Source organism: Streptomyces sp. B5E4 (genome assembly GCF_039871555.1).
In the GTDB taxonomy this organism is placed as follows: domain Bacteria; phylum Actinomycetota; class Actinomycetes; order Streptomycetales; family Streptomycetaceae; genus Streptomyces.
Window position 1 is genome coordinate 222,354 of record NZ_JBDPMI010000007.1, and the last position, 26,422, is coordinate 248,775.

Here is a 26,422-nt window from a genome sequence, read left to right on the forward strand (position 1 = left end):
AATCATCCTCGTCTGAGGGGCTGACCATAGTTCGAGATCTCGAACCGACAGATTCCCCCGTACTGCGGCACGACAGATCCGCGCACCACAGCACCAGTGCCACCCCGTTTCATCCCGGTGAGGTTCGCACGAGTGCGTCCTGGCTCTTCGCACCGTCGGAGAGGTACGCGGCGCCGCGTGGCGGCCCCCCGGCCTCTTCTACCTTGGAGGCACAGTCATGGGCTCGTATGCCCTTCCCAGACCCGTCGTCCGCCGGAAGCTCCGCGGCCTGCTGTTGGCGCTGGTCGTCTGCGTCCTCGGTGCGGTCGGCACGCTGGCCGCGCCGCCGCCCGCGCACGCCGCCGAGAGCACGCTCGGCGCCGCGGCGGCGCAGAGCGGCCGCTACTTCGGCACCGCCATCGCCTCGGGCAGGCTGGGCGACTCGGCGTACACGTCGATCGCGAGCCGCGAGTTCAACTCGGTGACGGCCGAGAACGAGATGAAGATCGACGCCACCGAGCCGCAGCGGGGTCAGTTCAACTTCACCGCCGGTGACCGCGTCTACAACTGGGCGGTGCAGAACGGTAAGGAGGTGCGCGGCCACACCCTGGCCTGGCACGCCCAGCAGCCCGGCTGGATGCAGAACCTCAGCGGCAGCACGCTGCGCCAGGCGATGGTCGACCACATCAACGGTGTGATGGGCCACTACAAGGGCAAGATCACCCAGTGGGACGTCGTGAACGAGGCCTTCGCCGACGGCAGCTCGGGCGCACGGCGCGACTCCAACCTGCAGCGCACCGGCAACGACTGGATCGAGGTCGCCTTCCACACCGCGCGCGCCGCCGACCCGGCCGCCAAGCTCTGCTACAACGACTACAACATCGAGAACTGGACCTGGGCCAAAACCCAGGCCGTGTACGCCATGGTGCGGGACTTCAAGCAGCGCGGCGTACCGATCGACTGCGTCGGCTTCCAGTCGCACTTCAACAGCGGCAGCCCTTACCACAGCAACTTCCGCACCACCCTGCAGAGCTTCGCCGCCCTCGGCGTCGACGTGGCCATCACCGAACTCGACATCCAGGGCGCCTCGCCCACGACGTACGCCAACGTGACCAACGACTGCCTGGCCGTCCCGCGCTGCCTCGGCATCACTGTCTGGGGTGTGCGCGACACCGACTCCTGGCGGGCGCAGGACACACCGCTGCTGTTCAACGGCGACGGCAGTAAGAAGCCCGCCTACACCGCCGTCCTCAACGCGCTCAACGGCGGCTCCACCACACCGCCCGGGGATTCCGGACTGATCAAGGGCGTCGCTTCTGGCCGCTGCCTGGACGTGCCGAACGCCAGCACGTCCGACGGCACCCAGCTCCACCTGTGGGACTGCCACAGCGGCACCAATCAGCAGTGGGCCGCCACCGACGCCGGCGAGCTGCGGGTCTACGGCAACAAGTGCCTGGACGCGGCCGGGACCGGCAACGGCGCCAGAGTCCAGATCTACAGCTGCTGGGGCGGTGACAACCAGAAATGGCGCCTCAACTCCGACGGTTCCATCGTGGGCGTCCAATCCGGCCTCTGCCTCGACGCCACCGGAGCCGGCACCGCCAACGGCACCCTGATCCAGCTCTACTCCTGTTCGAACGGCAGCAACCAGCGCTGGACCCGCACCTGAGCGGATCTGCTCGAACGAAAGGGTGAAATCGATGAAGACCTACGGTGCGGCTTCCTCCGCCTCTCCACGAAGACACCGCTGGTGGTCCCGGATCGCCGCCGTAGTGGCGGCGGCCCTCGCCATCGGCATGCTCGCCGTGGTGAATCCGGCGCCCGCCGCGGCGGCGACGGTGGACACCAACGCCTGGTACGTCCTGGTCAATCGCACCAGCGGCAAGGCGCTCGACGTCTCCGGCGTGTCCACCGCCGACGGCGCGCGGGTCAGCCAGTGGACGCGCCACGACGGGGCCAACCAGCAGTGGCAGTTCGTGGACTCCGGCGGCGGCTTCTACCGGCTCAAGGCCCGGCATTCCGGCAAGGTCCTCGACGTGTCCGGCGCCTCGACCGCCGACGGCGCCGCGATCCAGCAGTGGGCCGACCACAACGGGGCCAACCAGCAGTTCCGCCTGGCCGACTCCGACGCGGGCCACGTCCGGCTGATCAACCGCAACAGCGGCAAGGCGGTGGAGGTGCAGGACGGCTCCACCGCCGACGGCGCCAACGTCGTCCAGTATGCCGACTGGGGCGGCGCCAACCAGCAATGGCAGATGGTCAAGCTGTCGTCCGATGGCGGCGGCGGTGGATGCGGCAGCCCCCCGACCCTGACGAGCGGTACGCACACGATTCAGAGCGGCGGCAAGAGCCGCAGCTTCATCCTCAGGGTCCCCGCCAACTACGACAACAGCCGCCCCTACCGGCTGATCTTCGCCTTCCACTGGCGGGGCGGAACCGCCGGCGAGGTCGCCTCGGGCGGAACGAGCGGGACCGCCTGGTCCTACTACGGCCAGCAAGAACAGTCGAACAACAGCGCCATCCTCGTCGCCCCCCAGGGCCTCGGAAACGGCTGGGCCAATTCGGGCGGTGAGGACGTCACGTTCGTCGACGACATGATCCGTCTGATCGAGGGCGACCTCTGTGTCAACACGGCACAGCGTTTCGCCACCGGGTTCAGCTGGGGCGGCGGCATGAGCTACGCACTCGCATGCAGCCGGGCGAACGTCTTCAGGGCCGTCGCGGTCATCTCCGGCGCCCAGATCAGCGGATGCAGCGGCGGCACCCAGCCCATCGCCTACTTCGGAATCCACGGCATCAGCGACTCCGTCCTCAACATCGCGCAAGGACGGTCCCTGCGCGACAAATTCGTCAGCAACAACGGCTGCACCCCCCAGAGCCCGCGCGAGCCCGCACCGGGCAGCCGAACGCACATCACCACCACCTACGCGGGCTGCCGTGCCGGGTACCCGGTCCAATGGGCCGCGTTCGACGGCGGCCACATACCCGGTCCGGTCGACGGCTCCCCCAACGAAAGCGGCGTCACCACCTGGACCAAGGCAGAGATCTGGAGGTTCTTCGCACAGTTCCAGTGACACGCCCCAGCACGGAGTGGAGCCAGGACGGTCCTGGCTCCACTCCGTCGACGTTTGTCCCGGCCGTGCCCGCGTCGGAGGGGGTTCGGATGCGACCAGAGATGTACGGCCCGCCCGCGTACAGTCGGCGATGCACCCGGTGAACACGACTGTGACCTGACGAACCGGCCCCCTCCCCATGAGTAGCCTGACGGCGTGTCCGGCAACGCTCCAGCACGGCAGGTCCAGCGAATTCTCACCAGGCGACCGCACCCTCTCGTCCTCCTCGACTTCGCGCTCGCCGTCCTGCTGTGCGTCGGTCTGCTCTGGGCCGACGCCCGCAGCGGCGCCCACCAGGCCGCCGGCGGCGAGCACGCGCTGCGGACCGCGGGCACCGTCTTCGCCGCCCTCGCCGTCGCTGCCCGCCGACTCCGCCCGCGCTCGTCGTTCACCGTGGCGTCGCTCCTTGCCTTCGCGGTCGCCGCGCTCGGCGGGGCACCGCAGGTGTCGGTCTGCGTCGCCCTCACCGGCTACACCGTCGCGGCGACGGCGGAGTACGCGTTCTGGTGGGTTCCCCCCGGTGCCGCCGGCCTTCTGATGGCCGCCGGGGTCGGCATCGGGCGTTTCTCCCCGGGCTGGCCGGCCGTGCTCGTCGCCAACGTCGCGATCGTCTGCGTCGGCTGGTTCGCCGGCCTTGCCGCCCGGGAGCGCCGGAACAGGATCATCGCCGCTGCCGAGCAAGAGGCCGAACGCGAACGGCAGCACGCCGCCCGGATCCGCCAGGCCGCCATCGACGAACGCCTGGTCATCGCCCGCGAACTGCACGACATCGTGGCGCACTCGATGAGCCTCGTCGCCGTACGCGCCGGTGTCGCGCGCATGGTCATGGACAGCGATCCGGGCCAGGTGGTGGAGACCCTCGGTATCGTCGAGACCACCACCCGCCAGGCCCTCCACGAGATGCGGCTGCTCGTTGAGGTACTGCGCCACGAGGACGCCGTCGATCCCGCGCTCACTCCCACCCCCGGGCTGGCCGACACCGCCGCGCTGGCCGACCAGATCCGCAGCGCCGGCATCGACCTGCGCCTCGATATCCGCGGCACCGCCCGCCGGCTCCCCGCCGCGGTGGACCTGTCCGCGTATCGCATCGCCCAGGAGGCCCTCACCAACGTCGTACGCCACGCCGGGCCGACCCGGGCCACCCTCCGCATCGAGTACCGCACCGAGGAGGTGTTCATCGAGGTCACCGACAGCGGCCCCTCCGGGCCACACCGCCGGGAGGACTCCGTACTCCGCTCCGCCGCCGGGCCTGCCACCACGGCCGGTCACGGGCTGATCGGCATGCGCGAGCGAGCGGCCCTGTTCGGCGGCTACCTGCGCGCCGGTCCTCACGGCCACGGCTTCCGGGTCCAGGCACTGCTGCGTACGGGCGAATCCAGCCCCATGACCGCCGCCACGACGCCCGAGGACCCCGCGCCACCCGAGCCCTCGGACACGACTCTGTGACCTGCACAGACAGGACCGAGGGCCGGCTCTTGAGCGGCCCGGTCGAGGACCGTTCGAGGTCCGCTCACCTCCGCGGGTGAGCTTGGCCGCCGCCCAGGCGCCGGCCTATCGCCGTCGAGCCTGCTCGACGAGGCCGGTCTCGTAGGCGATCACGACGAGCTGGGCGCGGTCGTGCGCCTGCAGCTTGCTGAACAGCCGGCTGACGTGGGTCTTGACGGTGGCGACGCTGATGTTGAGCTGTGCGCCGATGTCGGCGTTCGAGTGTCCGGCGGCCACATGGACGAGGACTTCTCTCTCACGCTCCGTGAGCGGGTCGAGCAGGGTGGGCGAGACGCCCGAGTCGAGGGCGGGGCGGTTGACGAAGTCACGAATGAGACGCCGGGTCACGCTCGGCGCGAGGAGGGCGTCGCCGGCGGCGACCGTGCGGATTCCCGCGAGTAGCTGCTCGGGCGGGGTGTCCTTGAGGAGGAAGCCGCTGGCACCGGCCTTGAGGGCGGCGAACACGTACTCGTCGAGGTCGAAGGTGGTGAGGATGACGATCCGGATGGCCGCGGTGGCCGGGTCGCCGAGTAGCTGCCGGGTGGCCTCGATGCCGTCCATGTCAGGCATCCGTACGTCCATCAGGATGATGTCGGGCAGGTGCCGGCGGCCGACCGCCACGGTGTCGCGGCCGGTGCTGGTCTCGGCGACGACCTCCATCCCCGCCGCGGCGTTCACGAGCACGCTGAAGCCGGCCCGTACGAGGATGTGGTCGTCTGCTACGACCACCCGAATCGTCATCGCCGGCCTCCGAATGTGGACGTCGGTAAGGGCACCGCAGGCAGCCACCGTACAAGTCGTACGCGCCGGCTGCGCGCGCCGACCCGTACGGCAGACGCACGGCGGCGAGGCCCTCGGGTCACGGTCGTACCCGCGCGTACATCCAGGACTGTATGCCGACGGCCGCTACCCCCCTGGCCGGACGCCCGTTCCAGTCCGCAGCCTGACGACGCCCGGGCCGCCGCGGAGGCAGGCTGTGAGCTGCAGGGAGGCCCGTGCGACAAGGCTGAGCGGGCCGTGCAGCGCGGCAAGGCGCTGAGCCCGACCTACTCACGAAAGCAGAGTTGTGCTCCATTTCCACAACCATCAGATCCGGCTTCCGGGCGGAAGCCGATGAGCGGGATCGCGCGGTGGTGCTTCCGGCACCGGTTCATCGTCATCGGCGGGTGGTTGCTGCTCCTCGCGGTCCTGGCGGGTGGTGTGCGCGCCGCGGGCGGCTCCTCCTTCTCGGAGGAGTACACCCTGCCCGGCACGGAATCGACCCAGGCGGCAGAGCTGCTGGCGACGGAGTTCGACCGCACCTCCGGCGACACGAGCACCATCGTGCTGCATGCGACCAGCGGGAAGGTCACCGACCCGGCCGTCAAGGCCGATGTGAACAGGATGCTGGCCGAGGTGGCCGCGGTGCCCGAGGTCGGCGCGGTGGCCGGCCCGTTCGATCCCAAGGGGTCGGCGCAGATCAGCCGGGACGGCGAGACCGCCTACGCGACGGTCACCTTCACCGAGCAGAGCCAGAGCCTGGACACCGGGAACATCGAGCAGGTCGTGGACCTGGGCTCGAAGCTGCGCGGCGACGCGCTGCGGGTGGAGTTCGGAGGAAAGGCGATCGGGGAGCTGGACAAGCCCTCGACATCGAGCAGCGAACTGATCGGCATCCTGGCCGCGGCGATCGTCATGCTGTTCGCGTTCGGGTCCTTGGTGGCGATGGCCATCCCGCTCATCGCCGCGGTCCTGGCGCTGGGCAGCGCGATCTTCGCGATCGACCTCCTCACCCAGGTGATGAGCGTCCCCGGCACCGCCCCGATCATCGCCGCGTTCATCGGTCTCGGCGTCGGCATCGACTATGCGCTGTTCATCGTCGCCCGCTACCGCAACGGCATCCGGGCCGGGCTCAGTCCGCAGGAAGCGACCGTGGCGGCCATGAACACCTCCGGCCGGGCGGTCATCTTCGCCGGCGGTACGGTCGCGGTCGCGATGCTCGGCCTGCTCATCCTCGGGTTCAGCATCCTGTCCGGGATCGGACTGTCGGCGGCGATCATGGTGGCGTTCGCCATCGCGGTCGCCGTTACCCTGCTGCCGGCCCTGTTCGGTCTGTTCGGAACGCGAGTGCTCAGCCGCCGTCAACGCGCCCGGCTCAAGCGTGAAGGGCCGAGTGAGGCTCAGGCCTCCAGCAGGTGGGCCCGATGGGCCGGATTCGTGCAGAAGCGGCCGGTGCCGCTGACGATCATGGCGACCGTGGTCATGGTGGTGCTGATGATCCCGTTCTTCTCGCTGAGGCTGGGGTCCTCCGACGCCGGCAACAACCCGCCCGACACCACCACGCGTCAGGCCTACGACCTGCTCGCCAACGGCTTCGGCCCGGGACACAACGGCCCGCTGCAACTCGTCGCGAAGGTCCCGTCCCCGCAGGCCGCGACCGACTTCACCCGGCTGGGACGGGAGATCGGGACCGTTCGGGGGGTGTCGTCCGTACGGACCCCTCCGGCCACGCCCGCCGCGACGGTGCGAACCATGCAGGTCATCCCCACGCAATCCCCGCAGTCGAAGCAGACGTCGGACCTCATCGACACACTGCGCGACCGCGTGATCCCCGCCCACGAGGAGGACGGGCTCACCGTCTACGTCGGCGGGCAGACCGCCGTGCACAAGGACTTCGCGTCCGAACTGAGCGGCAAGATGCCGCTGTTCGTCACCATCGTCGTCGTCCTGGGATGCCTGCTGTTGATGCTCGCGTTCCGCAGCGTGCTCATCCCGCTCACCGCGGCGGTGATGAACCTGCTCTCGGCCGGCGCCGGGTTCGGCATCGTGGTCGCGGTCTTCCAGTGGGGCTGGGGCTCGTCCGCCCTGGGCGCGGGCCCGGCCGGGCCCGTGGAGTCGTTCCTGCCGCCGATGATGCTGGCCGTCCTGTTCGGGCTGTCGATGGACTACGAGGTGTTCCTGGTCAGCCGCATCCACGAGGAATGGCTCCACACCGGCGACAACAACCTCGCCGTCCGCCGCGGCCAGGCCGCCACCGGGCAGATCATCACGGCTGTCGCGATCATCATGATCTGCGTGTTCACGGCCTTCTTGTTCGTCGGCATGCGCATGATCGCCGAGTTCGGGCTCGGCGTGGCCGTGGCCATCCTGCTCGATGCCCTGGTGGTGCGCACGATCCTCGTACCGGCGGCCATGCAGCTGTTCGGAAAATGGAACTGGTATCTGCCCAAGGCGATCGACCGAATCCTGCCCCACGTCTCCGTCGAGGGACCCGTCGATGCGCCAACCGGCGGCGAACGGGCCCACGCCGCGCCCCCGGCCGATGACCGGAGTCCGATCCTCATCGACAAGCGCGGTGCCTGACACCGATGCCCTCGCCAGGCTGTGCGGCGCGGGCCTGGTCATGGTCAACGACCGGGCACCCGGGGTTGCTTCCCGTCCCGTCGGCGACGCGCAGGTCCGCGAAGCGCCGGTCCCGGAGACGCCTCCCGACGGGTCTCGGTACGACACAAATCGAAAGTGGACACCTCTCGCTTCGGCGACCTGCACGACTTCGGATACGCCACCAGGGTGCGCAGGCGGTGGATGCCCTGGGAGGAGAAAAGAGAACTTAGGGGTGATGAGGCGTGGCGATTTCACTGTCCGTGGTGCTGATGATGGGGATCATCCTGATCGTGTTGATGCGCAGCGGCTCGGTCAAGGCCGGGCCTGCGATCGTCGCAGTGCTCTTCGGCTTCCTGCTGGCGTCGACGGGCTCGGGACCGGAACTACAGGACTTCCTCGACGAGATGGCCGAGAGCATCAGCGCCATCGGTACCTGACGGCCGACGGGGCAGGCCGGCCGCACGGCGATGGCCGTAGCCGTGGCGGACGCCGGCGCGGGTCCGAGGCCGAACGCCGCGCCGATCGCCGCCCGGGGCGGGTGCCCTCACGGTGGCAGGGGTGGCCGGTGGGCTGGTGGGCTGGTGGTCCGCCGGCGGCGGCTCACCGGGAAATGGCCCCGGGTCCGAGCAACGGCTTCGCGACGCACCTGAGGCGGCCCCGAGGGCCGCCGGCCCGCCGGGCCCGGCGTGATGGTGCCCTTGCCGCACGGACGACCTGGGGAGTGCCGGGCCCGGGAGGGCGACGCCGAAGAAACCCGTGCCGGTCGTGCCGGCCGCACGTTCAGCGGCCGTCGCCCCGGCTGCGACGGAAGAGCAGGAAGACCAGCGCCAGCACCGCGCCACCGACGACGGCCGCCGTCGGCACCGGGCGCTTCTTGCCCGTACGGGCCGCGCGCTCGGCCACGTGGCCCGCACGCCCCGCGGCGTGGCGCACCCGGTCCGGCGTCTTGTCGTCGACGACCCGTTTGACGTCTGCCGCCCTCTTCTGGGCCCGGTGTTTCACGTCCGTCCTGGCGACCAACTGCTCGACGCCGTCCCCCAGTCGGCCGCGAGCCGTCTCCACCTGCTCCCGCAACTTGTCCTGCGTGCTTGCCATGATGAATCGTCCTCTCCCTGATCTGTTCGAAACGCTCGCTCGTCGGCAGTTTCCTCGACTGCGCGGAGGCCGGCTCCTCCGGGCGGACCCGGGCGAGTTGCCCAGCGCCGCCGTTGCGGCGGCGCTGCGCTTCAGCAGTGGCCGGCACAGTTCCTCGCGCAACTCATCGCGCCCGGCACGGATCTCGTGCCGTCCCGCGGCGCGGATGAGGGTGGCTCCCTCGTCGGTGAGCTGGTCCGATCGCATAAGCGTCGTCTGCTTGTCCGTCATCGAGGCGCGGGTACCACGCCTCGGCGGGTGTGAACACCGGTGGCTGTGCGCCGCTATTCGTAGTAGCGATGCCGCTCCTCGACGACGGCCTCGGTAGGAGGCGCGACCGCGCGGCGGCGGCGCTGCACGCTGGAGATGACGACCAGGCCGACGAAGCCGGCGAGCATCATGATCCAGCCCATCACCTGGACATCCAGACCGTTGACGTGCCAGTCGGTGGCAAAGGCGAGAATGCCACCCGCGGCCATCAGAAGAATGCTTCCGCCAATTCCCATGAGGCTGACCTCCGTTCATGGCGTTGAGTGCGTTGCTGCTGCGTCCGGGTACCCAAACGACGGCGGGACACGCACCCTTCCGCAGAACGGGCGCGCCCGATGCGTGGTACGCGCCCGTGTCACCGCAGTCGGCGGATCTCACCCCGGACGCGGTGGGCCGACCGGCTCGGCGCCCTCTAGCGGAGGCTTCCCGAAGGGAGGCGAGGCCGTGGAGCGCGCCTGAGGACGCCCGTCTGGGAGTCCGAAGCGTGTGGCGGAAGGGCGTGTCATGGCAGGGCCGGGCCCTCTTCCGCCCTCCGGGGAGCACAAGGCCCCCCAACGCCCCCGGTCGGGCGGGTCTTCTTGGGCCGTGCAAGCTACGCGGCTGCGGCTCGGTCGGCCTGGACGCGTTCGCGGATGTGTGTGCAGGTGCGGCTGATCAGGCGGGAGACGTGCATCTGGGAGATGCCGAGGTGGTCGGCGATGCTGCTTTGGGTCATGTCGCAGAAGAAGCGCAGGTAGAGGATTTCGCGTTCGCGTTCCGGCAGCCGGCTCAGGTGGGGTCGTGCGGCTTCGCGGTCGACGGCCTGGTCGAAGCCGGGTTCGGTGCTGGCGACGGTGTCGGCGAGCGAGTAGCCGTCGCCGGTGTCGGTCAGGGTGGCGTCGAGGGAGAGGGCGGCGTAGCTCTCCAGGGCCTCCAGGCCCGTGCGTACCTCGTCCTCGGTCAGGCCGGCCTCTTCGGCGATGTCCGCGGTCGGCGGGAAGCGGTCGTCGGCGGTGGTGGCAAGCGCCATGCTCGCGCTGCGGACGCGGTTGCGCAGTTCCTGGACCCGGCGGGGCACGTGCACGCCCCACATGTGGTCACGGAAATGGCGCTTGAGTTCACCGACGATCGTCGGCACGGCGTAGCTCTCGAAGGCGTTGCCGCGTGCCGGGTCGTATCGCCGGACGGCCTTGACCAGGCCGAGGTGGGCGACCTGTTCGAGGTCTTCCAGCGCTTCGCCGCGGTTGCGGAACTGGCGGGCGAGCCGCTGGGCCATCGGCATCCAGGCGCGTACGACATCCTGACGTAGCGCCTTCTTCTCCGGCCCTTCCGGCATGCCGGCCAGCCGGCGGAAGTGCGCGGAGGTGTCGGGTGCGTCGTCGTGGGGGTGTTTGCTGGTCCTTGCCCGGATGTACGCCACGGGGCCTCCCTCGGGCGAGTCGCAAGCGTTCAGTTCTCACGGGAGGAAGGTGGCGGCGTGGTACCGGCTCACCGGTGAGCAGGCCGCGAACGACTCCGGACCGTACGCGGCCTGAGCACTGACGGCTGAGAAGCCGATGACTCCCGCGGCGTGCCTCTTGGTCCGAAGCACGTGAGTCCGCTTGCCCGCCACCAGGCGATGCAAACGTGACCCTCCCCAGCGTACGGCTGTGCGGGGCGTCCACGACCGGGGTCTGTGCCGTGCCCTGAAGGCCGGCGCCGCACGGGGTGGCCGCGCCACGCCACGTCCGTCATGCCCGACGGATACTTCCGAACCCTGCTCGGGCGGTCGACCCGGCGGGTCTTCCTTTCCTCCGGCCCGACCTGTCACCTTGTGTCCTGCTCACTCGCTCTCATTCCTCCTCCAGTTCCTCCTTCGTCTCCTTCTTCTTCAGCTTGCGCGTGTCTCGGGGCTCGGCGTAGGGCTCCGCTTCCGGGGGGTGACCCGTCTCCAGGGCGCGCCCGCGCTCCAGCTCGGCGTTCAGCTCCAGGCCGAGCAGCGCCGCGATGTTCGAGATCCACAGCCAGATCAGGAAGATGAAGACGGCGGCGAAGCTGCCGTAGGTCTTGTTGTAGCTGCCGAAGTTGGCCACGTAGAGCCCGAACGCCGCCGAGGCGAGCAGCCAGATGAGGACGGCCAGCAGGCTCCCGGGCGTCACCCAGCGGAAGGGGTGGCGGATGTTGGGGGCCGCCCAGTACAGCACCGCGATGACGAGGCCGACCAGGATGACCAGCACGGGCCACTTGGCCCAGTTCCATACCGTGACGGCCGTATCGCTCAGCCCCAACACGTCGCCCGCCCGGTGGGCGAGCGTGCCGGTGAAGACGACGCCGACGGCGATGAGAGCCGTCAGGAGCACGAGGGCGGCGGTGATGGCCAGCCGGGTGGGCAGGGTCTTCCACACCGGGCGGCCCTCGGGGACGTCGTAGACGGTGTTGGCCGCCCGCATGAATCCGGCCACATAGCCGGAGGCGGACCACAGGGCGAGTGCGACGCTGATGATCAGCGCGATCCCGGCCTGGCCCTGCTTGTCCTTCATCTGCTCCAGCATGGTGGTGAGGATGTCCTGGGCCGCCCCGGGTGCCAGCGTGGCCACGTTGTCGATCAGCGGGTCGATGGCGGAGTCGCCGATCAGGCCCGCGATCGACACCAGCGCCAGCAGCCCGGGAAAGATCGCCAGCACCCCGTAGTAGGTGAGCGCGGCCGCCCAGTCGCTGAGGCCGTCATCCTTGTACTCCTTGGGCGTGCGCTTGAGGGCAGCCCACCACGACCCTCCGGACAGGCCGGTCGGTCCCTTGGCAGGGGGCCGCTCTCTGGGTCGCTCCTTTGGTCCGTCGTCCGGTCGCGGCCCGGGGCCCCCGGCCCGCGACGGCTCCTCGGCGTCGTCGCTCCTCGTCATCGCCGCTCCTCTCCGGTCCGTTCCTTGCCCGCCCGGGCGGCCTCCTTGCCATTGCGTGGCGTCCCCTTCATCCGCTGTGCGGACTCGCGCGCGACGTCCTTCGCCGGCCCGGTGAATCCCCGGGCCCAGTCCGTGACAGCGGCGCCTTGTGCTCCCGCCTGCAGTTCGCCGCCCAGGAGACCGGGTCGCGCTTGGCCGCGACCGGCGATCAGCAGTGGTCGCGTGCCCGGCGGGAGCGGCGGTAAGAGTGGCCCTGTCCGCGCCGGGTGGGGGAGGCCGTCATGGCGGACTCGTACGATTCGATCTTGCTCAGCTTCTTCGAGCCTGCCGTGGCACGCGCACCCCGGGCCTCCCACGGGTGGCTCGGCGTGGCGCAGTCGTAGGGCCGTCATGCGCCGCGCAGTGCGTCCAGGGCCTGCAGCAGCTTGTCCGGTGTCGCCGGCAGGTCTCGCACGCGTACCCCGCTCGCGTTGAACACCGCATTGATCACGGCGGAGGGTGAGCCCACGATGCCGATCTCGCCAATTCCGCGGGTGCCCATCGGGTTGGAGTGCGGGTCCTCCTCGTCCAGCCAGATGGCCTCCATGTCGCAGACGTCCGCGTGCGCGGCGATGTGGTAGTCGGCGAGGTCGTTGTTCACCACGTGCCCGGTGCGGGGGTCCAGCACGGTGTGCTCGTGCAGCGCCATCGACAGGCCCATGGTCATGCCGCCGAGGAACTGGGAGCGGGCGGTGCGCGGGTTGACGATGCGGCCCGCGGAGAAGACGCCGAGCATGCGCGGCACGCGGATCTCGCCGGTGTCGGTGTCGACCCGTACCTCGGCGAAGTGCGCGCCGAAGGAGTGCAGCGCGTACTTCTGCTGGTCCGGGTTCTCCGGCGTGCCGGCGCGGGACTCGGCGCCCGGCGCCGGGTCGTCGCCGTGCTGCTCGCGGAAGGCGCGGACGGCCGCGACCACCGTCGAGCCCCAGGACGCGAGGCCCGAGGAGCCGCCGGCCACCGTCGCCGGGGGCAGTGCGGTGTCGCCGATGTGCAGCGTCACGTCGTCCGGCAGCGCGTCCAGCGCGTCGGCGGCGATCTGGGTGAGCGTCGTCCAGGTCCCGGTGCCGATGTCGGCCGCGCCGATCCGCACCGTCCAGCGGCCCTCGCCCTCGTGGCGGACCAGCGCCTCCGAGCCCTGGCCCGCGTAGTACGGGTACGTGGCCGACGCCATGCCGAGGCCCACCAGCTCCCGTCCCTCGCGGCGGGCGCCGGGAGCGGCGGCGCGACGGTCCCAGCCGAAGCGGTGGGCGCCTTCGCGCAGGCACTCCACCAGCTTCCGCCCGGACCAGGGACGTCCTGTCTCCGGGTCCTCAGGCGGGTCGTTGCGTACCCGCAGCTCGACCGGGTCCAGGCCGCAGGCGGCGGCCAGTTCGTCCATCGCGCACTCCAGCGCAAAGAGGCCCGGGCACTCGCCCGGTGCCCGCATCCAGGAAGGCACGGGCACGTCCAGCGCCGCCAGCCGGTGCGAGGTACGACGGTTGGCCGCGGAGTACATCATCCGGGTGCCGGTGGCTGTCTGCTCGGCGAACTCCTTGATACGGGCCGTGTGTTCGACCACGTCGTGGCCGATCGCGGTGATCCGGCCGTCCGTTTCGCAGCCGAGCCGCAAGTGCTGGATCGTGGGGGTGCGGTGCCCGGTGAGCGTGAACATCTGCTGGCGGGTCAGCGCCAGCTTCACCGGCCGGCCCGGCACCGCCCTGGCGCACAGGGCGGCCAGCACATCGTGCGCGTGCGGCATGCCCTTCGAGCCGAACCCGCCGCCGACGTGCGGAGAGATCACCCGCACCTGATCGGCCTCCAGCCCGAACAGCGGGGCGAGGGCGGTGCGTACGGTGTGCACGCCCTGCGTGGAGGCGTAGAGCAACAGCCGCACCGCGGAGTCCGGCTGCCACACGGCGACCGCGGTGTGCGGCTCCATCGGGTTGTTGTGCTCCATCGGCGTCGTGTAGGTGACGTCGACGGTGACCGGGGCCCGGTCCATCGCCGCGTCGACGTCGCCGTTGTCGCTGTCGGTGGCAAAGGCGGGGTTGACGACGTCGGGGGCGTACAGGTCGTCGCGGTCGGCGCGCAGCTCGACGTCGGGGCGCTCATCCTCGTACGCGATCCGCACCAGGGAGGCCGCGTGCCGGGCGGTCTCCACATCCTCGGCGAGCACTGCGCCCACGAGCTGGCCGCGGAAGGCGATCCGGCCGGACTGCAGCACCGCCAGCTCTTCGTCACCGGTCTCCTGGAGCCGGGGCGCGTCGCGGTGGGTGAGCACGGCCGTGACGCCGGGACAGGCCGCGGCCGCCTCGGTGTCCACGCCGGTGATCCGGCCGCGGGCGACGGTGGCCTGCAGTGGATGGACGTAGAGCGGGTTTTCGACGGGATGCTCGAACGCGTAGCGGGCGGTCCCGGTCACCTTGGCCGGGCCGTCCAGACGCTTCAGCGGAGTGCCGACGGCGCGCGGGCGGAGTGTGGTCATCACCTTGCCTCCGTGAGGTCGCGCAGGACCGCGACCATGGTGTTGCGGGTCAGCGGCACCTTGTATGCGTTGCCGTCCCGTACCTCGGCGGCGGCCAACTCGGCGTCGGCGGCCCGGCGGAAGGACTCCTCCACCGCGGGAGCGCCGCGCAGCACGTCCTCCGCCCGCTCGGCGCGCCACGGCCTGTGGGCGACGCCGCCGAGCGCGATCCGCGCGTCCCGAACGACACCCTCATCGTCGTCCACGTCCAGCGCGGCGGCGACTGATACCAGAGCGAATGCGTAGCTGGCGCGCTCTCGAACCTTGCGGTACGTCGACCGCCGGGTCATGCCGCTCGCCGGCGGCAGCTCGACGGCGGTGATCAGCTCACCGTGCGCCAGCACCGTGTCCCGCTCCGGGGCGTCCCCCGGCAGCCTGTGCAGATCGGCGAGCGGCAGCGTACGGGCGCCGCCCGGGCCGAGCACATGCACCGTCGCGTCCAGGGCGAGGAGGCCCACCGCCATGTCCGAAGGGTGCACAGCGATGCAGTGCTCGGAGACCCCGAGCACCGCGTGGTGACGGTTCCAGCCGCCGATCGCGGCGCAGCCGGATCCGGGCTCGCGCTTGTTGCACGGTGTGGTGACGTCCTGAAAATAGCGGCAGCGGGTGCGCTGCAGCAGGTTTCCGCCGGTGGTGGCGGCGTTGCGCAGCTGCCCGGAGGCACCCGAGAGCAGCGCCCGGGCCAGGGCCGGGAACTGCTCCCGTACGAGGGGGTGGGCGGCAAGGTCGCTGTTGCGCACCGCCGCGCCGATGCGCAGCCCGCCGCCGGGTGTCTCCTCCACCTCCGTGAGGGGCAGCCGCGACACGTCGACGAGCATGTGCGGCGCGGCGACACCCAGCTTCATGTGGTCGACCAGGTTGGTGCCGCCGCCGAGGAACACGGCGTCCGGACGGGCGGCGACGGTGGCCACCGCCTCCTCCGCGTCGGCGGCCCGGCGGTACTCGAAGGGGATCACGACGCCCCCCGCGATGCCGTCGCGGTCTCGCGCAGCGCGGCGACGATGTTCACGTACGCCCCGCACCGGCACAGATTGCCGCTCATCCGCTCCCGGATCTCCTCGTCGTCGAGCAGTGCGGGGGAGTCGGGCACGCCGCGCGGCGTCAGGTCTTGGGTGACGTGGCTGGGGTGGCCGGCCTCCGCCTCGTCGAGCATGCCGACGGCGGAGCAGACCTGGCCGGGTGTGCAGTAGCCGCACTGGAAGCCGTCCTGCTCGATGAACGCCCGCTGCACCGGGTGCAGTCCGCCGTCGCCACGTACTTCGCCGAGACCCTCGGCGGTGACCACCTGGTCGCCGTCGTGCGCGACGGCGAAGGTCAGGCAGCTGAGCTGTCTGCGGCCCTCCAGCAGCACCGTGCAGGCGCCGCACTGGCCGTGGTCGCAGCCCTTCTTCGGGGAGGTCACCCCCAGACGCTCACGCAGTGCGTCGAGCAGCGTGGTGCGCGAGTCGACCGTCACGGACCTCTCGGTGCCGTCCACCCGAAGGGTGATCCGGTGTTCCATGAGCCACCTCCCGGGCGCTCCGGCATCGGTCCCAGCAACAGCGGGTGCCACGCTGTGCGAGGCGAAACCTCGGTGACCGCACCATCCGAGCGTCGATGTGCGCCATCACTCTGTACGGACATTAACGACAAATCGGCGCGATCGGGAGTGTTACCGACTCGGCCGCGCGTGTCGCCGCGCACCAAGGACGCCTACGCCGGCCCCCTCGCGTCTCGGGAGGCATGGAGGGTGCGTGGGTGTCCCTCGGGGTCGCCACCGCAAACAGCCTGGGGGTCCTCGACGTGCTGCCGGGACCAAAGGGTGCTGTGGCGTTTCGGTGACGTGCCCTCGATGTGAGCAAGCGTGAATGAGGGTGACCTGCACCGTTCTGCGAGGGCGGTCGGGGACCCGATCGTGGTCCTGGGCCCGAAAGGCGCTGGTCCTATTACACCTGAGCAGTTCGCCGAGTGGGTGGAGCGCTCCGGGGTCAAGCTGGTGCCACGGTCGTGGCACCCGGTCAGTGACCGCTTGATGGTTGTTGAGGAGCACGCGACCTGGCCCGAGAGTAAGACCCCGACGCGCGTGGCGACGGTCTTCCGCGCTACTGCCGGCAAGGTGACTGCCGCGCTGCGGTTGCCTGACCTGAAGGCGGCGCTCGAGCTGGCCTACATCTGCCGTGAGATGGCGTTGTCCGAATGATCGGCCAGGGACCGGGCCAGGTCTTGTTCGGCTTCGTCCGGCACTGGTCGCGCCGATCTGCGGTGAGTGATCCTGCTGCGACTGAACAGGGGCGGCTCGTGTTGGTCACCGAAGCAGTCGACTCTCTGACTGCACGCGGGGTACCAGCGACCGTGAATGCCGTCGCTCACGAGATCGGCATCGACCAGAGCGGAGCCTCGCGGCTGGTCAAGAACGCCACGGCGGCCGGCTGCCTGGTCATGGAGACCTCTGCGGTCGACGGACGACGGCGCGAAGCGTCCCTCACCCCTGCGGGCCGATCCATGCTGGAACAGGCTCACCGCTGGCAGGAGCAAGTCTTCGACCAACTGACCGCCGGTTGGAGTGAGCAACGTCGCCGTGACTTCCAGCAGGCCATGACCGAGCTGATGGAGCAGTCGTACGCGATGGACGCATGACCCTAGCGCCGCAGCCACTGAACGGTGCACGCGCTCCACGCCGCACGGCTCTCCCCGAACTACCCCGTGGTGATAAGGGGATTCAGGCTGTCCCGTACCCCCTGCGGAGGAGCGAATCTCCTTCCAGGTCTTCATCGACGTGGAGATGTGGTGAACTCGACGGCCGGGGAGAAGGCGTGACCCCTCAAGAAGGGTCGCCCGCGCCCGGTCCCGCTGGCCAGTCCACCGGGGATGATGCCGGCCCCGCCATAAAGCAAGTGCCGAAGGCGCTGTCGTCGAGGTGGGCGAGCAGGTCGGACGGGTCCTCGTAGGTCTCGTGGGCGCCGGCGTGCTCCAGGTGGGCGCGCGGGATGCCGCCGGAGAGCAGGGCGACGGCCGTGATACCGGCGCGGGAGGCGGCTTGCATGTCCCAGACGGAGTCGCCCACGAAGACGGTGCCGTTGGTGTCGGAGCCGACCAGCTCCATCGCGTGTCGCAGGGGATCCGGGGCCGGTTTGCCGTGGGTCACGTCGGTGGAGCTGGCGGTGTCCCGGATGACGTCGTCCGCGCCGATGGCCTCGCGCATGGCGGTGAGTTGGCGGTCGTCGGCGGAGGTGACCAGGCCGATGCGCCATCCGCGGGCGTCGAGGGCGCGTAGGAGGTCGCCGGCGCCGGGGAGCGGGGTCAGTGTCTCGTAGTGCGTGGCGTAGAGGGTCTTGTGCGCCTTGCTGATGGTGTCGTCCTGGTCGCGGTCTCGGTGCTCGCCGAGGAGGTGGTCGAGCAGGTCGGTGGATCCCAGGCCGATGGCGTGGTGGATGACGGCCGTCGGAACGTCGTGGCCGCTCTGGCGCAGCGCCTCCCACCACGCGGTGACGTGCAGGTAGGTGCTGTCCACGAGGGTGCCGTCGACGTCGAAGAGGGCTGCGCGTGGCACGAGTGCTCCTTGATCGGGGGTCACGGGTCACAGGACTGCAGAGGTGCGGCTCGGTCACGGACTCGGAGACCGTCCGTTGAGCACCCGCACCGTGCCCGAACCGGGAGGTCGGGGGCGTCCGGGACGTGCGGGTGGCGCGCACCCGGCAGCCAGGCCGTCCCACACGGGCCGGGTCAGCCGCTCGCCGGGCATGACACCTCCTCCAACTCGCGGAAGGTATGTGGATACCCTCGCGGGCCCGAGGCATGCGCCGGGTTACTCCAGGTGGCCGCCTGTACGCGCCGTCGCGGTCATAGCCCTTCACGACCCTGCCGTACGGGACCTCTTTGCCGGTCCGTTCGTCGACGTGCTTGTTCCGCACCCGGTCGGAGGTGCCCCGTTCCATCCGGTGGAAGCGGACCGTGTGGGAGGTCGTGGCCGTGACCTTCGAGACCGGCATGCCGACCAGCCCGAACGTCAGCGTGCCCGAGCAGACCGTACAAAGCCACCCGCCTCACCCCGGCCCATGCCCATTCCCATGCCTGGGGCGACCCGGAGCACTCCGAGCACGTGCTCCGCGGACCGCAGACACCGACCGTCAAGGAGTAACGCGCCTGCGCGACTCGGCCCGGCGGATGATGAGGGCACGGACTGCATGCGCCGCGAGGCAGCGGCGGGCGGGACACCCGGCCGAGGCGGACGAGCGAGGCGACGAAAGGGGGACTGTCTTGAGCAAGAAGGACGAGTTGCGGACCTACCGCGAGAAGCGGCACTTCGACAGGACGAGCGAGCCGGGCGGCGAGCGCGCCGCGCGCGACGAAGCCGCACCGGGTGAAGAGGACGAGCCGACCTTCGTGGTGCAGATCCACGACGCGAGCACGGTGCACTTCGACTTCGGCCTTGAGGTCGACGGCGTCCTGAAGTCCTGGGCAGTCCCCAAGGGGCCCTCCACCGATCCCCACGACAAGAGGCTCGCCATCCCCACCGAGGACCACCCCGATGGACCCCGGACGGCGTCGGCGCGGTGAGTAGTCCGCGGGAGGGGCTGCCGCCCGAGTTGCACGGAAGCACCCGCAAGGCAGCGCCGGGCATAGAACGGGCGGCCTTGCCGACACCGGCGACGCTCAGCGATCGGCGCGATTCGGCACCGGCTGGATCTTCGAGCGGAGGCTCGACGGCAGGCGCCTGCTCGGGGTACGAGAGGAAGGTGCGGTGCCCGTACGAAGCCGTACCGCACTGCGGCCGGATGCCACCTACCTGGAGATCGTCGACGCCCTGGCCCTCAGGACTGCGCGGACTTCACGATCGACGGCGAGGCCGTGGCCTTCTCTCCGCCGAACGGACTTCGCACGCGGCAACAGCGCGGGCCCGCATCCGGTGGAAAGATGGGGTGACTGAATGCCGAACCGCGGGTACCTGTGCCGGTGACCACCATACGTCGTCTCCGTATCGTGTGAGAGGAATGGACGACCGTTTCACCGTCCGGCAGTCGGTGTTCGACACCGCGGTCGCGGGCGGGCCGGGCGGGTTGCCCGGTCGGCTGTGCCGGCTGCTTCGCGGCGATCTCGGCATGGACGCCGTGACGCTCTCGTTGCTCGGCCGCGGCCCGCACCAGCACGTGTGCTACGCCTCCGACGTGACTGCGCTGAGCCTGGAGGCGCTGCAGTTCGCGCTGGGCGAGGGACCGTCCGTACGCGCGGCCACCCTGGGCCGCCCCGTCGTCGCCGACCTGCGCGGCCGCCGGGAGCGCCGGCCGGCGCTCCGGCCGCCGACGCGGACGCCGCTGCCGCACGCCGGCGTCCTGTGCGCCTTCCCGCTGCGGTTCCGCGGCCGCGTCCTCGGGTCGGTCGGCCTGATCAGGCATACGTCGGGGGCTATGTCGGCGGAGGAATACGGGCGGTGCGCCACCGCGGCCGACGCCGTGGCCGTCGTGCTGCTGGACGACGTCCACCACCTGGACGAGGACTCCCCGCCGTCCTCATGACACCCGGACCGACCTGGGTGGCTGGTTCGCCCGGCCCCGACGCCCGCTGGTCAGAAACAGGGGGGTAGTCGTCGTCGACCGGCTCATCGGGCGGTTTGTACGCAGTGGCCTTGAGAAACGCCCGGCCGCCGGGTCGTGGGCGGCGTACTCGCCGGGCCCGTGTGGCGCGCGCCGGTCGTCAGGTCGTGGCCGCCGGCCGTCAGGTCGTGGCCGCCGGCCGTCGTGAACCTCCTGTCGCTGCTCGGCCACTTCGCAGCGGCCGAAATCACTTCCTCCCCGGGCTCTCGACGGCTGCCGCAGGCCATCGAGCGGCTGGGTGCGGGCCCGGCCGCGGAGTATTTCTACCGCGAGCACGTGGAGGCCGACGCCGTCCACGAGCAGGTCGTTCGGCACGAGGCGGTGGCCGGGTTGTCGGAGGCGGAGCCGCATCTCGGTGACGGCCGGGACCGGTAGATGGGGGAAAACGGGGTTACCGGCCCCGGCCGTAGGCGCAACTCTACGGCGTGGCCTGCCAGTTGTGTGCCCTGGTTGCCTCTACCCGTCTTTCCGCAGACCACCGCTTGCTCTCTTCGTGGCTGCGGCTTCGATCTGTCCATGGGCGACGGCCGGGACCGGCACGTGGGGGATACGGATCGCCAGTCCCGGCCGATCAGTCAACTGTAGGTCCTTATCGACCAGTTACAGGCTTTTGTCACTCGTATGAGTGTTTCTTCCTGCTCATATCCCTGCATGCTCTGCACGGAGATGTGCGCCTTTTGCCTCCCCCGCGCCTCGTTCGGTCTCCGTCCATTCGTGATCTGCTGCACCTGGCACGACGATGTCGACTGCGTCGGTGCCAACTTCGTCCGCATCGGGGCTACGCAAACCCGGCGCCGGGAACTGGGTGCGGGAGGGCCGGGGGCGGGGGGTGCGGCTGGTTTCAGGGCTGTTCGTGCCGCGCGAGGAGGGTCAGGAGGGTGGCCACGGTCAGGTCGGACTCGGCCGGGTGGCGCAGCGGGACGTCCTCTTGGATGCGGTAGGTGTTGGAACGGCCGTGCCGGGTGCGGAAGAGGTAGCCGGCCTGTTCCAGGTCGGCGATGATCCGCTGGCAGGCGCGCTCCGTGAGTCGGCAATGGGCCGCGATGTCACGGATCCGTACGGAGGGGTTGTCGGCGATCGCGGCAAGGACGCGGGCGTGGTTGGTGAGGAAGGTCCAGCCGGTGTGTGATTCGGGTGCAGTAGCCATCGCCGGTATCGTACGATGCCAAGTTCGCGCATTGTAAAACGCGAAATCTGTTTCGTGAATCGTGGTGCATCCTCGAGTGAGGTGGGCAGGAGACCCACATGCCTTCCCCGCAGATGGGCCAAGGGACGCCCCACATACGGCCTGCAGCCGACAACGACACCACCGCTCAGCCGTCACAGCAGCCGGCGGGAGAGTCCGGGGCGGCCCTCGACGGGCTGCCGCCGTGGGTAAGGCGCCGGCTGGCCGAGTTGAGCGAGGAGAACGCCCAGCTCAAACAGGCAATCCGGACCAGGCCGGTGGTTGATCAGGCTCGCGGGGTCCTGATGGTCCTCCTCGATGGTGATGCCGACGACGCCTGGCAGGTACTTCGGCAGACCTCCCAGCTTGCCAACGTCGCTCTGCGCGACGTTGCCGCATGGGTGGTTTCCTCCACCGGCGGCACGCCGATGCGCGAGGACCTGCAACTTCCGATGCGCAAGGCGATCGAGCGGGTGTGTGCTGGGAGATGATGGAGGCGGCCGACGCACCGCATCTCCTTCTTGACGAGGTCTGCCGCCTCCTGACCGCAGCCGGCTTCGATGTCGCCGCCAGCGGCGGAGAAGGGGCCGAACGTCTACGGCGTGGTGATGCAGTGGGAGCCCGGCGCGGAACTCGATCCCACCGGCCGCGGCCACCGGGCGCAGCCCGGACAGGATGAGCCCCGAGACCACGGACTTGTGTGCGTCCCGGCCCACCAGCAGTTTCTCGTGCGGTCCTGCCACCGCCAGCATCGCCGCCCTGACCGACAGCGAGCTGCCACAGGTGGAGAAGAAGGTGTGCTCCGCCCGTACGGCGTCCGCCATCAGCAGTTCGGCGTTGCGCAACGTGCCGCCCGAGGCCCGCCGGTCCTCCAGCCCGCTGATCGCCAGCACGTCGGACGCGAACACGGCGTCCCCCAGTACTTCGCGCACCTCGGGATCCGCGCCGCGGGCCCGCTTGTGGCCGGGCGAGGTGAAGGGGAGCAGGCACTCCCGGTGGTAGCGGCCGAGTGCCTCAAGCGCCGGCGCGCGTGAGCGATCCATGCCCCGGTCCTCTCCGGTGGACCGCCAATGATCACCGGTCGACGGCCTGCGTCACCCGTTCGCCGGTCCCCACGGCGCTCCGGGCCGCACCGGCCGCTCCACGGTCGGGGTGTGCGTCACTGCTCGCCGCCTGCGTCCGGCCGGTCCTTGCGGCCGTCCCCGCCCGGCAGCATCTCCTGGACCTTGGCCTTGACGCCCTGGCGGACCATGGCGGCGCGGTCGCTGTCGCCCTTGAGTACGGAGGCCGCGGCGGCCTCGATCTGGTCGAGGGATGCGTGCGGCGGGATGGGGGGCACGGCCGGGTCGGTGCAGAAGTCGAGGACGTAGGGCCGTTCGGCGTCCAGGGCCGTCTCCCAGGCGTGCTGCACCTGGTCCGGCTTGTCCACCCGCATGCCGCCCAGGCCCAGGGAGCGCGCGAAGTCCGCGTACGCGACGTCGGGCAGGGACTGCGAGGGCAGGAACTGGGGTGCGCCGTTCATGGCGCGCATCTCCCAGGTGACCTGGTTGAGGTCCTGGTTGTTGAACACCGCCACGACCAGACGGGGGTCCTCCCAGTCCTGCCAGTACTTCTGGACCGTGATCAGCTCCGCGAGGCCGTTCATCTGCATCGCGCCGTCACCGACCAGGGCGATCGCGGGACGCTCGCCGTGGGCGAACTTCGCCCCGATGGCGTAGGGGACGCCGGGGCCCATGGTGGCCAGTGTGCCCGACAGCGATCCGCGCATGCCGTCGCGCAGCCGCAGGTGGCGGGCGTACCAATTGGCGGCGGAGCCGGAGTCGGCGGTGACGATGACGTTCTCCGGCAGCAGGCCGTTCAGGCAGTGCACCACGTACTCGGGGTTGACCGGGTCGGCATCGACCGCGGCGCGCCGCTCCATGACCTCCCACCAGCGCGCGTTCTTCTGCTCGGTCTTCTTGCGCCAGCCGCCGTCCCCGGCCTGGCGCAACTGCGGCAGGAGCCGCTGCAGCGTCGCACGGGCGTCGCCGACGAGGTTGACCTCGAACGGGTAGCGCATGCCGACCATGTGCGCATCGACGTCGATCTGCACGGCACGCGCCTGGCCGTACTCGGGAAGGAACTGGGTGTAGGGGAAGCTGGAGCCGATGACCAGCAGCGTGTCGCAGTCCTGCATCAGCTCGTACGAGGGCCGTGTGCCCAGCAGGCCGATCGCCCCGGTGACGTAGGGGAGTTCGTCGTCGAGTACGTCCTTGCCGAGGAGCGCCTTGGCCACGCCGGCACCCAACCGGTCGGCGACTTCCATGACTTCACGCCGGGCGCCGCGCGCACCCTGCCCGACGAGGATGGCGACCCTCTCGCCCGCGTTCAGCAACTGAGCGGCGCGCTCGATGTCGGGGTCGGCCGGGACAGGGGCGTAGGTCGACATGTCCAGGCTGGAAGGCACCATCTTGAACGCGTGTTCGGGTGCGGAGTAGTCGAGGTCCTGCACGTCGGCCGGGATGATGAGGGCGGTCACCGTGCGGCGGGCGATGGCGGTGCGCATGGCGCGGTCGAGGACGTTGGGCAACTGCTCCGGGACGGTGACCATCTCGCAGAAGTCGGAGGCGACGTCCTTGTAGAGGCTGAGGAGGTCGACCTCCTGCTGATAGGAGCCGCCCATGGCGCTGCGGTTGGTCTGTCCGACGATCGCGACCACGGGTACGTGGTCGAGCTTGGCGTCGTACAGGCCGTTGAGGAGGTGGATGGCGCCGGGGCCGGACGTGGCGGCGCACACCCCGACCCGGCCGGAGAACTTGGCGTAGCCGACGGCCTGGAAGGCGGACATCTCCTCGTGCCGGGCCTGGACGAACCGGGGATTGTTGTCGGCCCGGCCCCAGGCGGCGAGCAGACCGTTGATGCCGTCGCCTGGATAGGCGAAGACGTGCTCGACCTTCCACGCGCGCAGCCGTTCGAGGATGTAGTCCGAGACTTTGGTCGCCATGCTGTGGCCTTTCGGTGACGCGGGTGGGGGGTTGCGGTCGGCTTCGGCTACGGGCGCAGGAGCAGGGCGGCGCGGTAGGCCATGGCGACGGCAGCAGCGGTGAGCGCCGTGGCGCCCGGCAGGACGCACCGATCGGTGACGGCCGGCCTCACGAGGACTTACCGACGGGCCGGGGCACTTCGTACCCGTACGCCCGCACTCGGCCGTGCGGGTGGCTGCCCAGGGCCTGCCGCGGCTCTCAGCGGCCGAGCTTGCGCTTGAGCTGGGCTTTGTTCATGGACGAGCGACCACGGATGTTGCGGCGCCGGGCCTCCGCGTAGAGCTGGTCGTACGTCGGCCCTCCGGGGCCCGAGTGGGAGCGGAGGCCGCCCCTCCTGCCAGAGGAGATGTCCCTGGTGGAGCTACGGCTCGCGGTGCGCGCCTCGCCGGTGCGGGCCCGCTCCTTGTTCACCGTCCGGGCGGCGATCTCCTTCGCCCGCCGGGGGCCGGTGCCGCGCTTCTCCGCGCCCTCCTTGATGTGTTCGTACTGACGTTCCCGTTTACGGCTGGATCCGCTCGGCATGGTGCCTCCTGTCGGCTTCGTGCGGTCTGGCCACACCATCGTGTGCCACGCCCGGGACGGCATCAAACGGGCGAGAGGTGCCCTCAAGGGCATCAACGGCGGCTCGGCCGGCAAGCTGATGCGGACCATCGGCGGGCTGCTGCCCGGGGCGGGGTGCGGTCCCCCACGCGGTGGCGCGTCAGGAGTTCGGCGATGTCGTCGAGCACTACCCGCGGGTCGTCGGCGAGCGCGATTTCCGGTGCGTCGGGCGGGCAGCCGGGCGCGTCGAGCGCCCGGGTGCTGTCCGCCGGGCCGCCGAGCGGCTTGGCGTGCCGGTAGGCCTCGGCGAGCATCTGGATCAGCCGCCGGTCGGTGTCGGTGCCTGCCGGTGTGGTGGCGTGAGAGGTGTCTTTCGTGCAGTGATCAGGGAAACTTGGACTTATGGTGCAAATCGGATACACGATGATGACCGAGCAGGCAGGGCCCAGGGAACTGGTCGAGCACGTGATCGGAGCCGAGGCAGCGGGTTTCGACTTCTCCGTCACCTCTGACCACTACTTCCCGTGGCTGCGTTCCCAGGGACACAGCCCGTACGCCTGGAGCGTCCTCGGTGCCGCCGCGTACGCGACGTCGCGCATTCCCCTTATGACGTACGTGACCTGCCCGCTCATGCGCTATCACCCCGCGGTCGTGGCGCAGAAGGCCGCGACGCTGCAACTGCTCGCCCAGGGCCGCTTCCGGCTCGGGCTGGGGGCGGGCGAGAACCTGAACGAGCACGTCGTCGGCCGCGGCTGGCCGGGTGTCGACGTCCGGCACGAGATGTTGGAAGAGGCCGTCGGCATCATCCGCGACCTCTTCGGCGGGGGCCACGTCACCCGGCACGGCAAGCACTTCTCCGTCGACTCGGCGCGGCTGTGGGACCTGCCGGACCGGCCCCCGCCGATCGGCATCGCGGTTTCGGGCGAGCAGTCCTGCGCGCTGGCCGGACGGCTCGCCGACGTGGTCATCGCCACGGAGCCCCGAGCCGGGCTGCTGGAGTCCTTCGACCGGCACGGTGGTGAGGGCAAGCCGCGTGTGGGGCAGTTGCCGGTCAGCTACGACCCGGACCGCGCGGCGGCGATCGGGCGCGCGCACGACCAGTTCCGCTGGTTCGGCAGCGGCTGGAAGGTGAACGCGGAACTCCCGCACCCCGACTCCTTCGCCGGCGCCACCCAGTTCGTCACACCCGACGACGTCGCCGAGTCGATCCCGTGCGGCGCCGACCCGGCCACGTTCGTCGAGGCCGTCCGCCCTTATGCGGACGCCGGCTTCACGGAGGTCGCACTCGTCCAGATCGGCGGCGAGACACAACCGGCTTTCCTGCGCTGGGCGTCGAGGACGCTCTTGCCGGCGCTCCGCGAGGAGTTCGGCTGAACGCCG

Annotated in this window: 23 protein-coding genes and 4 pseudogenes; 12 read left to right on the forward strand and 15 right to left on the reverse strand. The window is 70.4% G+C overall.

Annotated features, from left to right (window positions below; genetic code table 11):
• Positions 1-217 precede the first annotated feature (217 nt).
• From ABGA99_RS12530 to ABGA99_RS12540, 3 genes are all read left to right on the forward strand, one after another.
• Positions 218-1,648 (forward strand): endo-1,4-beta-xylanase, encoded by a 1,431-nt coding sequence (locus ABGA99_RS12530; RefSeq protein ID WP_347582638.1) that lies wholly within the window; start codon positions 218-220, stop codon positions 1,646-1,648.
• Between the two features lie 31 nt (positions 1,649-1,679).
• Positions 1,680-3,053 (forward strand): RICIN domain-containing protein, encoded by a 1,374-nt coding sequence (locus ABGA99_RS12535; protein ID WP_347580797.1) that lies wholly within the window; start codon positions 1,680-1,682, stop codon positions 3,051-3,053.
• Positions 3,054-3,248: 195 nt separating this feature from the next.
• Positions 3,249-4,538: a histidine kinase gene (locus ABGA99_RS12540; RefSeq protein WP_347582639.1), complete on the forward strand. Its 1,290-nt coding sequence runs from the start codon at positions 3,249-3,251 to the stop codon at positions 4,536-4,538.
• Positions 4,539-4,643: 105 nt separating this feature from the next.
• Here ABGA99_RS12540 and ABGA99_RS12545 read toward each other — a convergent pair whose 3' ends face one another.
• Positions 4,644-5,318 (reverse strand): response regulator transcription factor, encoded by a 675-nt coding sequence (locus ABGA99_RS12545; protein ID WP_347580795.1) that lies wholly within the window; start codon positions 5,316-5,318, stop codon positions 4,644-4,646.
• 276 nt (positions 5,319-5,594) lie between these two features.
• Here ABGA99_RS12545 and ABGA99_RS12550 point away from each other — a divergent pair, with 276 nt between their 5' ends.
• Positions 5,595-7,919 carry an MMPL family transporter gene (locus ABGA99_RS12550; protein WP_347582640.1) on the forward strand — a complete coding sequence of 775 codons (2,325 nt, stop codon included), beginning with the start codon at positions 5,595-5,597 and terminating at the stop codon, positions 7,917-7,919.
• Positions 7,920-8,182: 263 nt separating this feature from the next.
• Positions 8,183-8,377: a hypothetical protein gene (locus tag ABGA99_RS12555; protein WP_347580793.1), complete on the forward strand. Its 195-nt coding sequence runs from the start codon at positions 8,183-8,185 to the stop codon at positions 8,375-8,377.
• Positions 8,378-8,720: 343 nt separating this feature from the next.
• Here ABGA99_RS12555 and ABGA99_RS12560 read toward each other — a convergent pair whose 3' ends face one another.
• The 7 genes from ABGA99_RS12560 to ABGA99_RS12590 all read right to left on the reverse strand — a co-directional run bounded on the left by ABGA99_RS12560 (position 8,721) and on the right by ABGA99_RS12590 (position 16,245).
• The gene (locus tag ABGA99_RS12560; protein ID WP_347580792.1) at positions 8,721-9,035 is read right to left on the reverse strand and encodes a DUF3618 domain-containing protein; all 315 of its coding nucleotides are present in this window, start codon (positions 9,033-9,035) and stop codon (positions 8,721-8,723) included.
• Positions 9,036-9,358: 323 nt separating this feature from the next.
• A complete protein-coding gene (locus ABGA99_RS12565) occupies positions 9,359-9,580 on the reverse strand; it encodes a DUF6458 family protein (RefSeq protein ID WP_347580791.1) in 222 nt (73 codons plus the stop codon).
• 356 nt (positions 9,581-9,936) lie between these two features.
• Positions 9,937-10,743, reverse strand: a complete 807-nt coding sequence (locus tag ABGA99_RS12570) for a SigB/SigF/SigG family RNA polymerase sigma factor (protein WP_347582550.1) — start codon at positions 10,741-10,743, stop codon at positions 9,937-9,939.
• Between the two features lie 412 nt (positions 10,744-11,155).
• The gene (locus ABGA99_RS12575) at positions 11,156-12,202 is read right to left on the reverse strand and encodes a YihY/virulence factor BrkB family protein (protein WP_347582641.1); all 1,047 of its coding nucleotides are present in this window, start codon (positions 12,200-12,202) and stop codon (positions 11,156-11,158) included.
• A gap of 388 nt (positions 12,203-12,590) precedes the next feature.
• Entirely contained in the window at positions 12,591-14,705 is a 2,115-nt protein-coding gene (locus tag ABGA99_RS12580) for a xanthine dehydrogenase family protein molybdopterin-binding subunit (RefSeq protein WP_347582642.1), read from the reverse strand.
• Positions 14,705-15,700, reverse strand: a complete 996-nt coding sequence (locus ABGA99_RS12585; protein ID WP_347582643.1) for a xanthine dehydrogenase family protein subunit M — start codon at positions 15,698-15,700, stop codon at positions 14,705-14,707. Before ABGA99_RS12585 ends, ABGA99_RS12580 begins: the two co-directional genes overlap by 1 nt.
• A complete protein-coding gene (locus ABGA99_RS12590) occupies positions 15,697-16,245 on the reverse strand; it encodes a 2Fe-2S iron-sulfur cluster-binding protein (RefSeq protein ID WP_347580786.1) in 549 nt (182 codons plus the stop codon). Before ABGA99_RS12590 ends, ABGA99_RS12585 begins: the two co-directional genes overlap by 4 nt.
• Positions 16,246-16,587: 342 nt before the next feature.
• Here ABGA99_RS12590 and ABGA99_RS12595 point away from each other — a divergent pair, with 342 nt between their 5' ends.
• Positions 16,588-16,923: a hypothetical protein gene (locus tag ABGA99_RS12595; RefSeq protein ID WP_347580785.1), complete on the forward strand. Its 336-nt coding sequence runs from the start codon at positions 16,588-16,590 to the stop codon at positions 16,921-16,923.
• Positions 16,920-17,360, forward strand: coding sequence for a MarR family winged helix-turn-helix transcriptional regulator (locus tag ABGA99_RS12600; RefSeq protein WP_347582644.1), 441 nt, complete (start codon positions 16,920-16,922; stop codon positions 17,358-17,360). Before ABGA99_RS12595 ends, ABGA99_RS12600 begins: the two co-directional genes overlap by 4 nt.
• 184 nt (positions 17,361-17,544) lie before the next feature.
• Here ABGA99_RS12600 and ABGA99_RS12605 read toward each other — a convergent pair whose 3' ends face one another.
• Together ABGA99_RS12605 and ABGA99_RS12610 are read right to left on the reverse strand one after the other, a co-directional pair.
• Positions 17,545-18,273: an HAD family hydrolase gene (locus ABGA99_RS12605; RefSeq protein ID WP_347580783.1), complete on the reverse strand. Its 729-nt coding sequence runs from the start codon at positions 18,271-18,273 to the stop codon at positions 17,545-17,547.
• 298 nt (positions 18,274-18,571) lie between these two features.
• Positions 18,572-18,733: pseudogene (locus ABGA99_RS12610) on the reverse strand (Ku protein); the annotation flags it as partial.
• 247 nt (positions 18,734-18,980) lie between these two features.
• Between ABGA99_RS12610 and ABGA99_RS12615 the strand changes: the two are divergent.
• The 3 genes and pseudogenes from ABGA99_RS12615 to ABGA99_RS12625 all read left to right on the forward strand — a co-directional run.
• Positions 18,981-19,250, forward strand: a pseudogene (locus tag ABGA99_RS12615) (DNA polymerase ligase N-terminal domain-containing protein); the annotation flags it as partial.
• Positions 19,251-19,714: 464 nt separating this feature from the next.
• Positions 19,715-20,236 (forward strand): GAF domain-containing protein, encoded by a 522-nt coding sequence (locus ABGA99_RS12620; RefSeq protein ID WP_347580782.1) that lies wholly within the window; start codon positions 19,715-19,717, stop codon positions 20,234-20,236.
• 237 nt (positions 20,237-20,473) lie between these two features.
• Positions 20,474-20,668: pseudogene (locus ABGA99_RS12625) on the forward strand (iron-containing redox enzyme family protein); the annotation flags it as partial.
• 487 nt (positions 20,669-21,155) lie between these two features.
• Here the strand turns inward: ABGA99_RS12625 and ABGA99_RS12630 are convergent.
• On the reverse strand, positions 21,156-21,461 hold the full coding sequence (locus tag ABGA99_RS12630) for a helix-turn-helix domain-containing protein (RefSeq protein WP_347580781.1): 306 nt from the start codon (positions 21,459-21,461) through the stop codon (positions 21,156-21,158).
• A gap of 323 nt (positions 21,462-21,784) precedes the next feature.
• Between ABGA99_RS12630 and ABGA99_RS12635 the strand changes: the two genes are divergently transcribed.
• Positions 21,785-21,970 carry an ANTAR domain-containing protein gene (locus tag ABGA99_RS12635; RefSeq protein WP_347582674.1) on the forward strand — a complete coding sequence of 62 codons (186 nt, stop codon included), beginning with the start codon at positions 21,785-21,787 and terminating at the stop codon, positions 21,968-21,970.
• Between the two features lie 162 nt (positions 21,971-22,132).
• Here the strand turns inward: ABGA99_RS12635 and ABGA99_RS12640 are convergent.
• The 4 genes and pseudogenes from ABGA99_RS12640 to ABGA99_RS12655 all read right to left on the reverse strand — a co-directional run.
• Positions 22,133-22,522: pseudogene (locus ABGA99_RS12640) on the reverse strand (ornithine decarboxylase); the annotation flags it as partial.
• 116 nt (positions 22,523-22,638) lie between these two features.
• Positions 22,639-24,462 (reverse strand): thiamine pyrophosphate-requiring protein, encoded by a 1,824-nt coding sequence (locus tag ABGA99_RS12645; RefSeq protein WP_347580780.1) that lies wholly within the window; start codon positions 24,460-24,462, stop codon positions 22,639-22,641.
• A gap of 238 nt (positions 24,463-24,700) precedes the next feature.
• Entirely contained in the window at positions 24,701-25,024 is a 324-nt protein-coding gene (locus ABGA99_RS12650; protein WP_347580779.1) for a plasmid stabilization protein, read from the reverse strand.
• A gap of 92 nt (positions 25,025-25,116) precedes the next feature.
• Positions 25,117-25,548, reverse strand: coding sequence for a hypothetical protein (locus ABGA99_RS12655; protein ID WP_347582645.1), 432 nt, complete (start codon positions 25,546-25,548; stop codon positions 25,117-25,119).
• Here ABGA99_RS12655 and ABGA99_RS12660 point away from each other — a divergent pair.
• The gene (locus ABGA99_RS12660; protein WP_347580777.1) at positions 25,445-26,416 is read left to right on the forward strand and encodes an LLM class F420-dependent oxidoreductase; all 972 of its coding nucleotides are present in this window, start codon (positions 25,445-25,447) and stop codon (positions 26,414-26,416) included. The genes ABGA99_RS12655 and ABGA99_RS12660 overlap by 104 nt on opposite strands.
• Positions 26,417-26,422 lie beyond the last annotated feature (6 nt).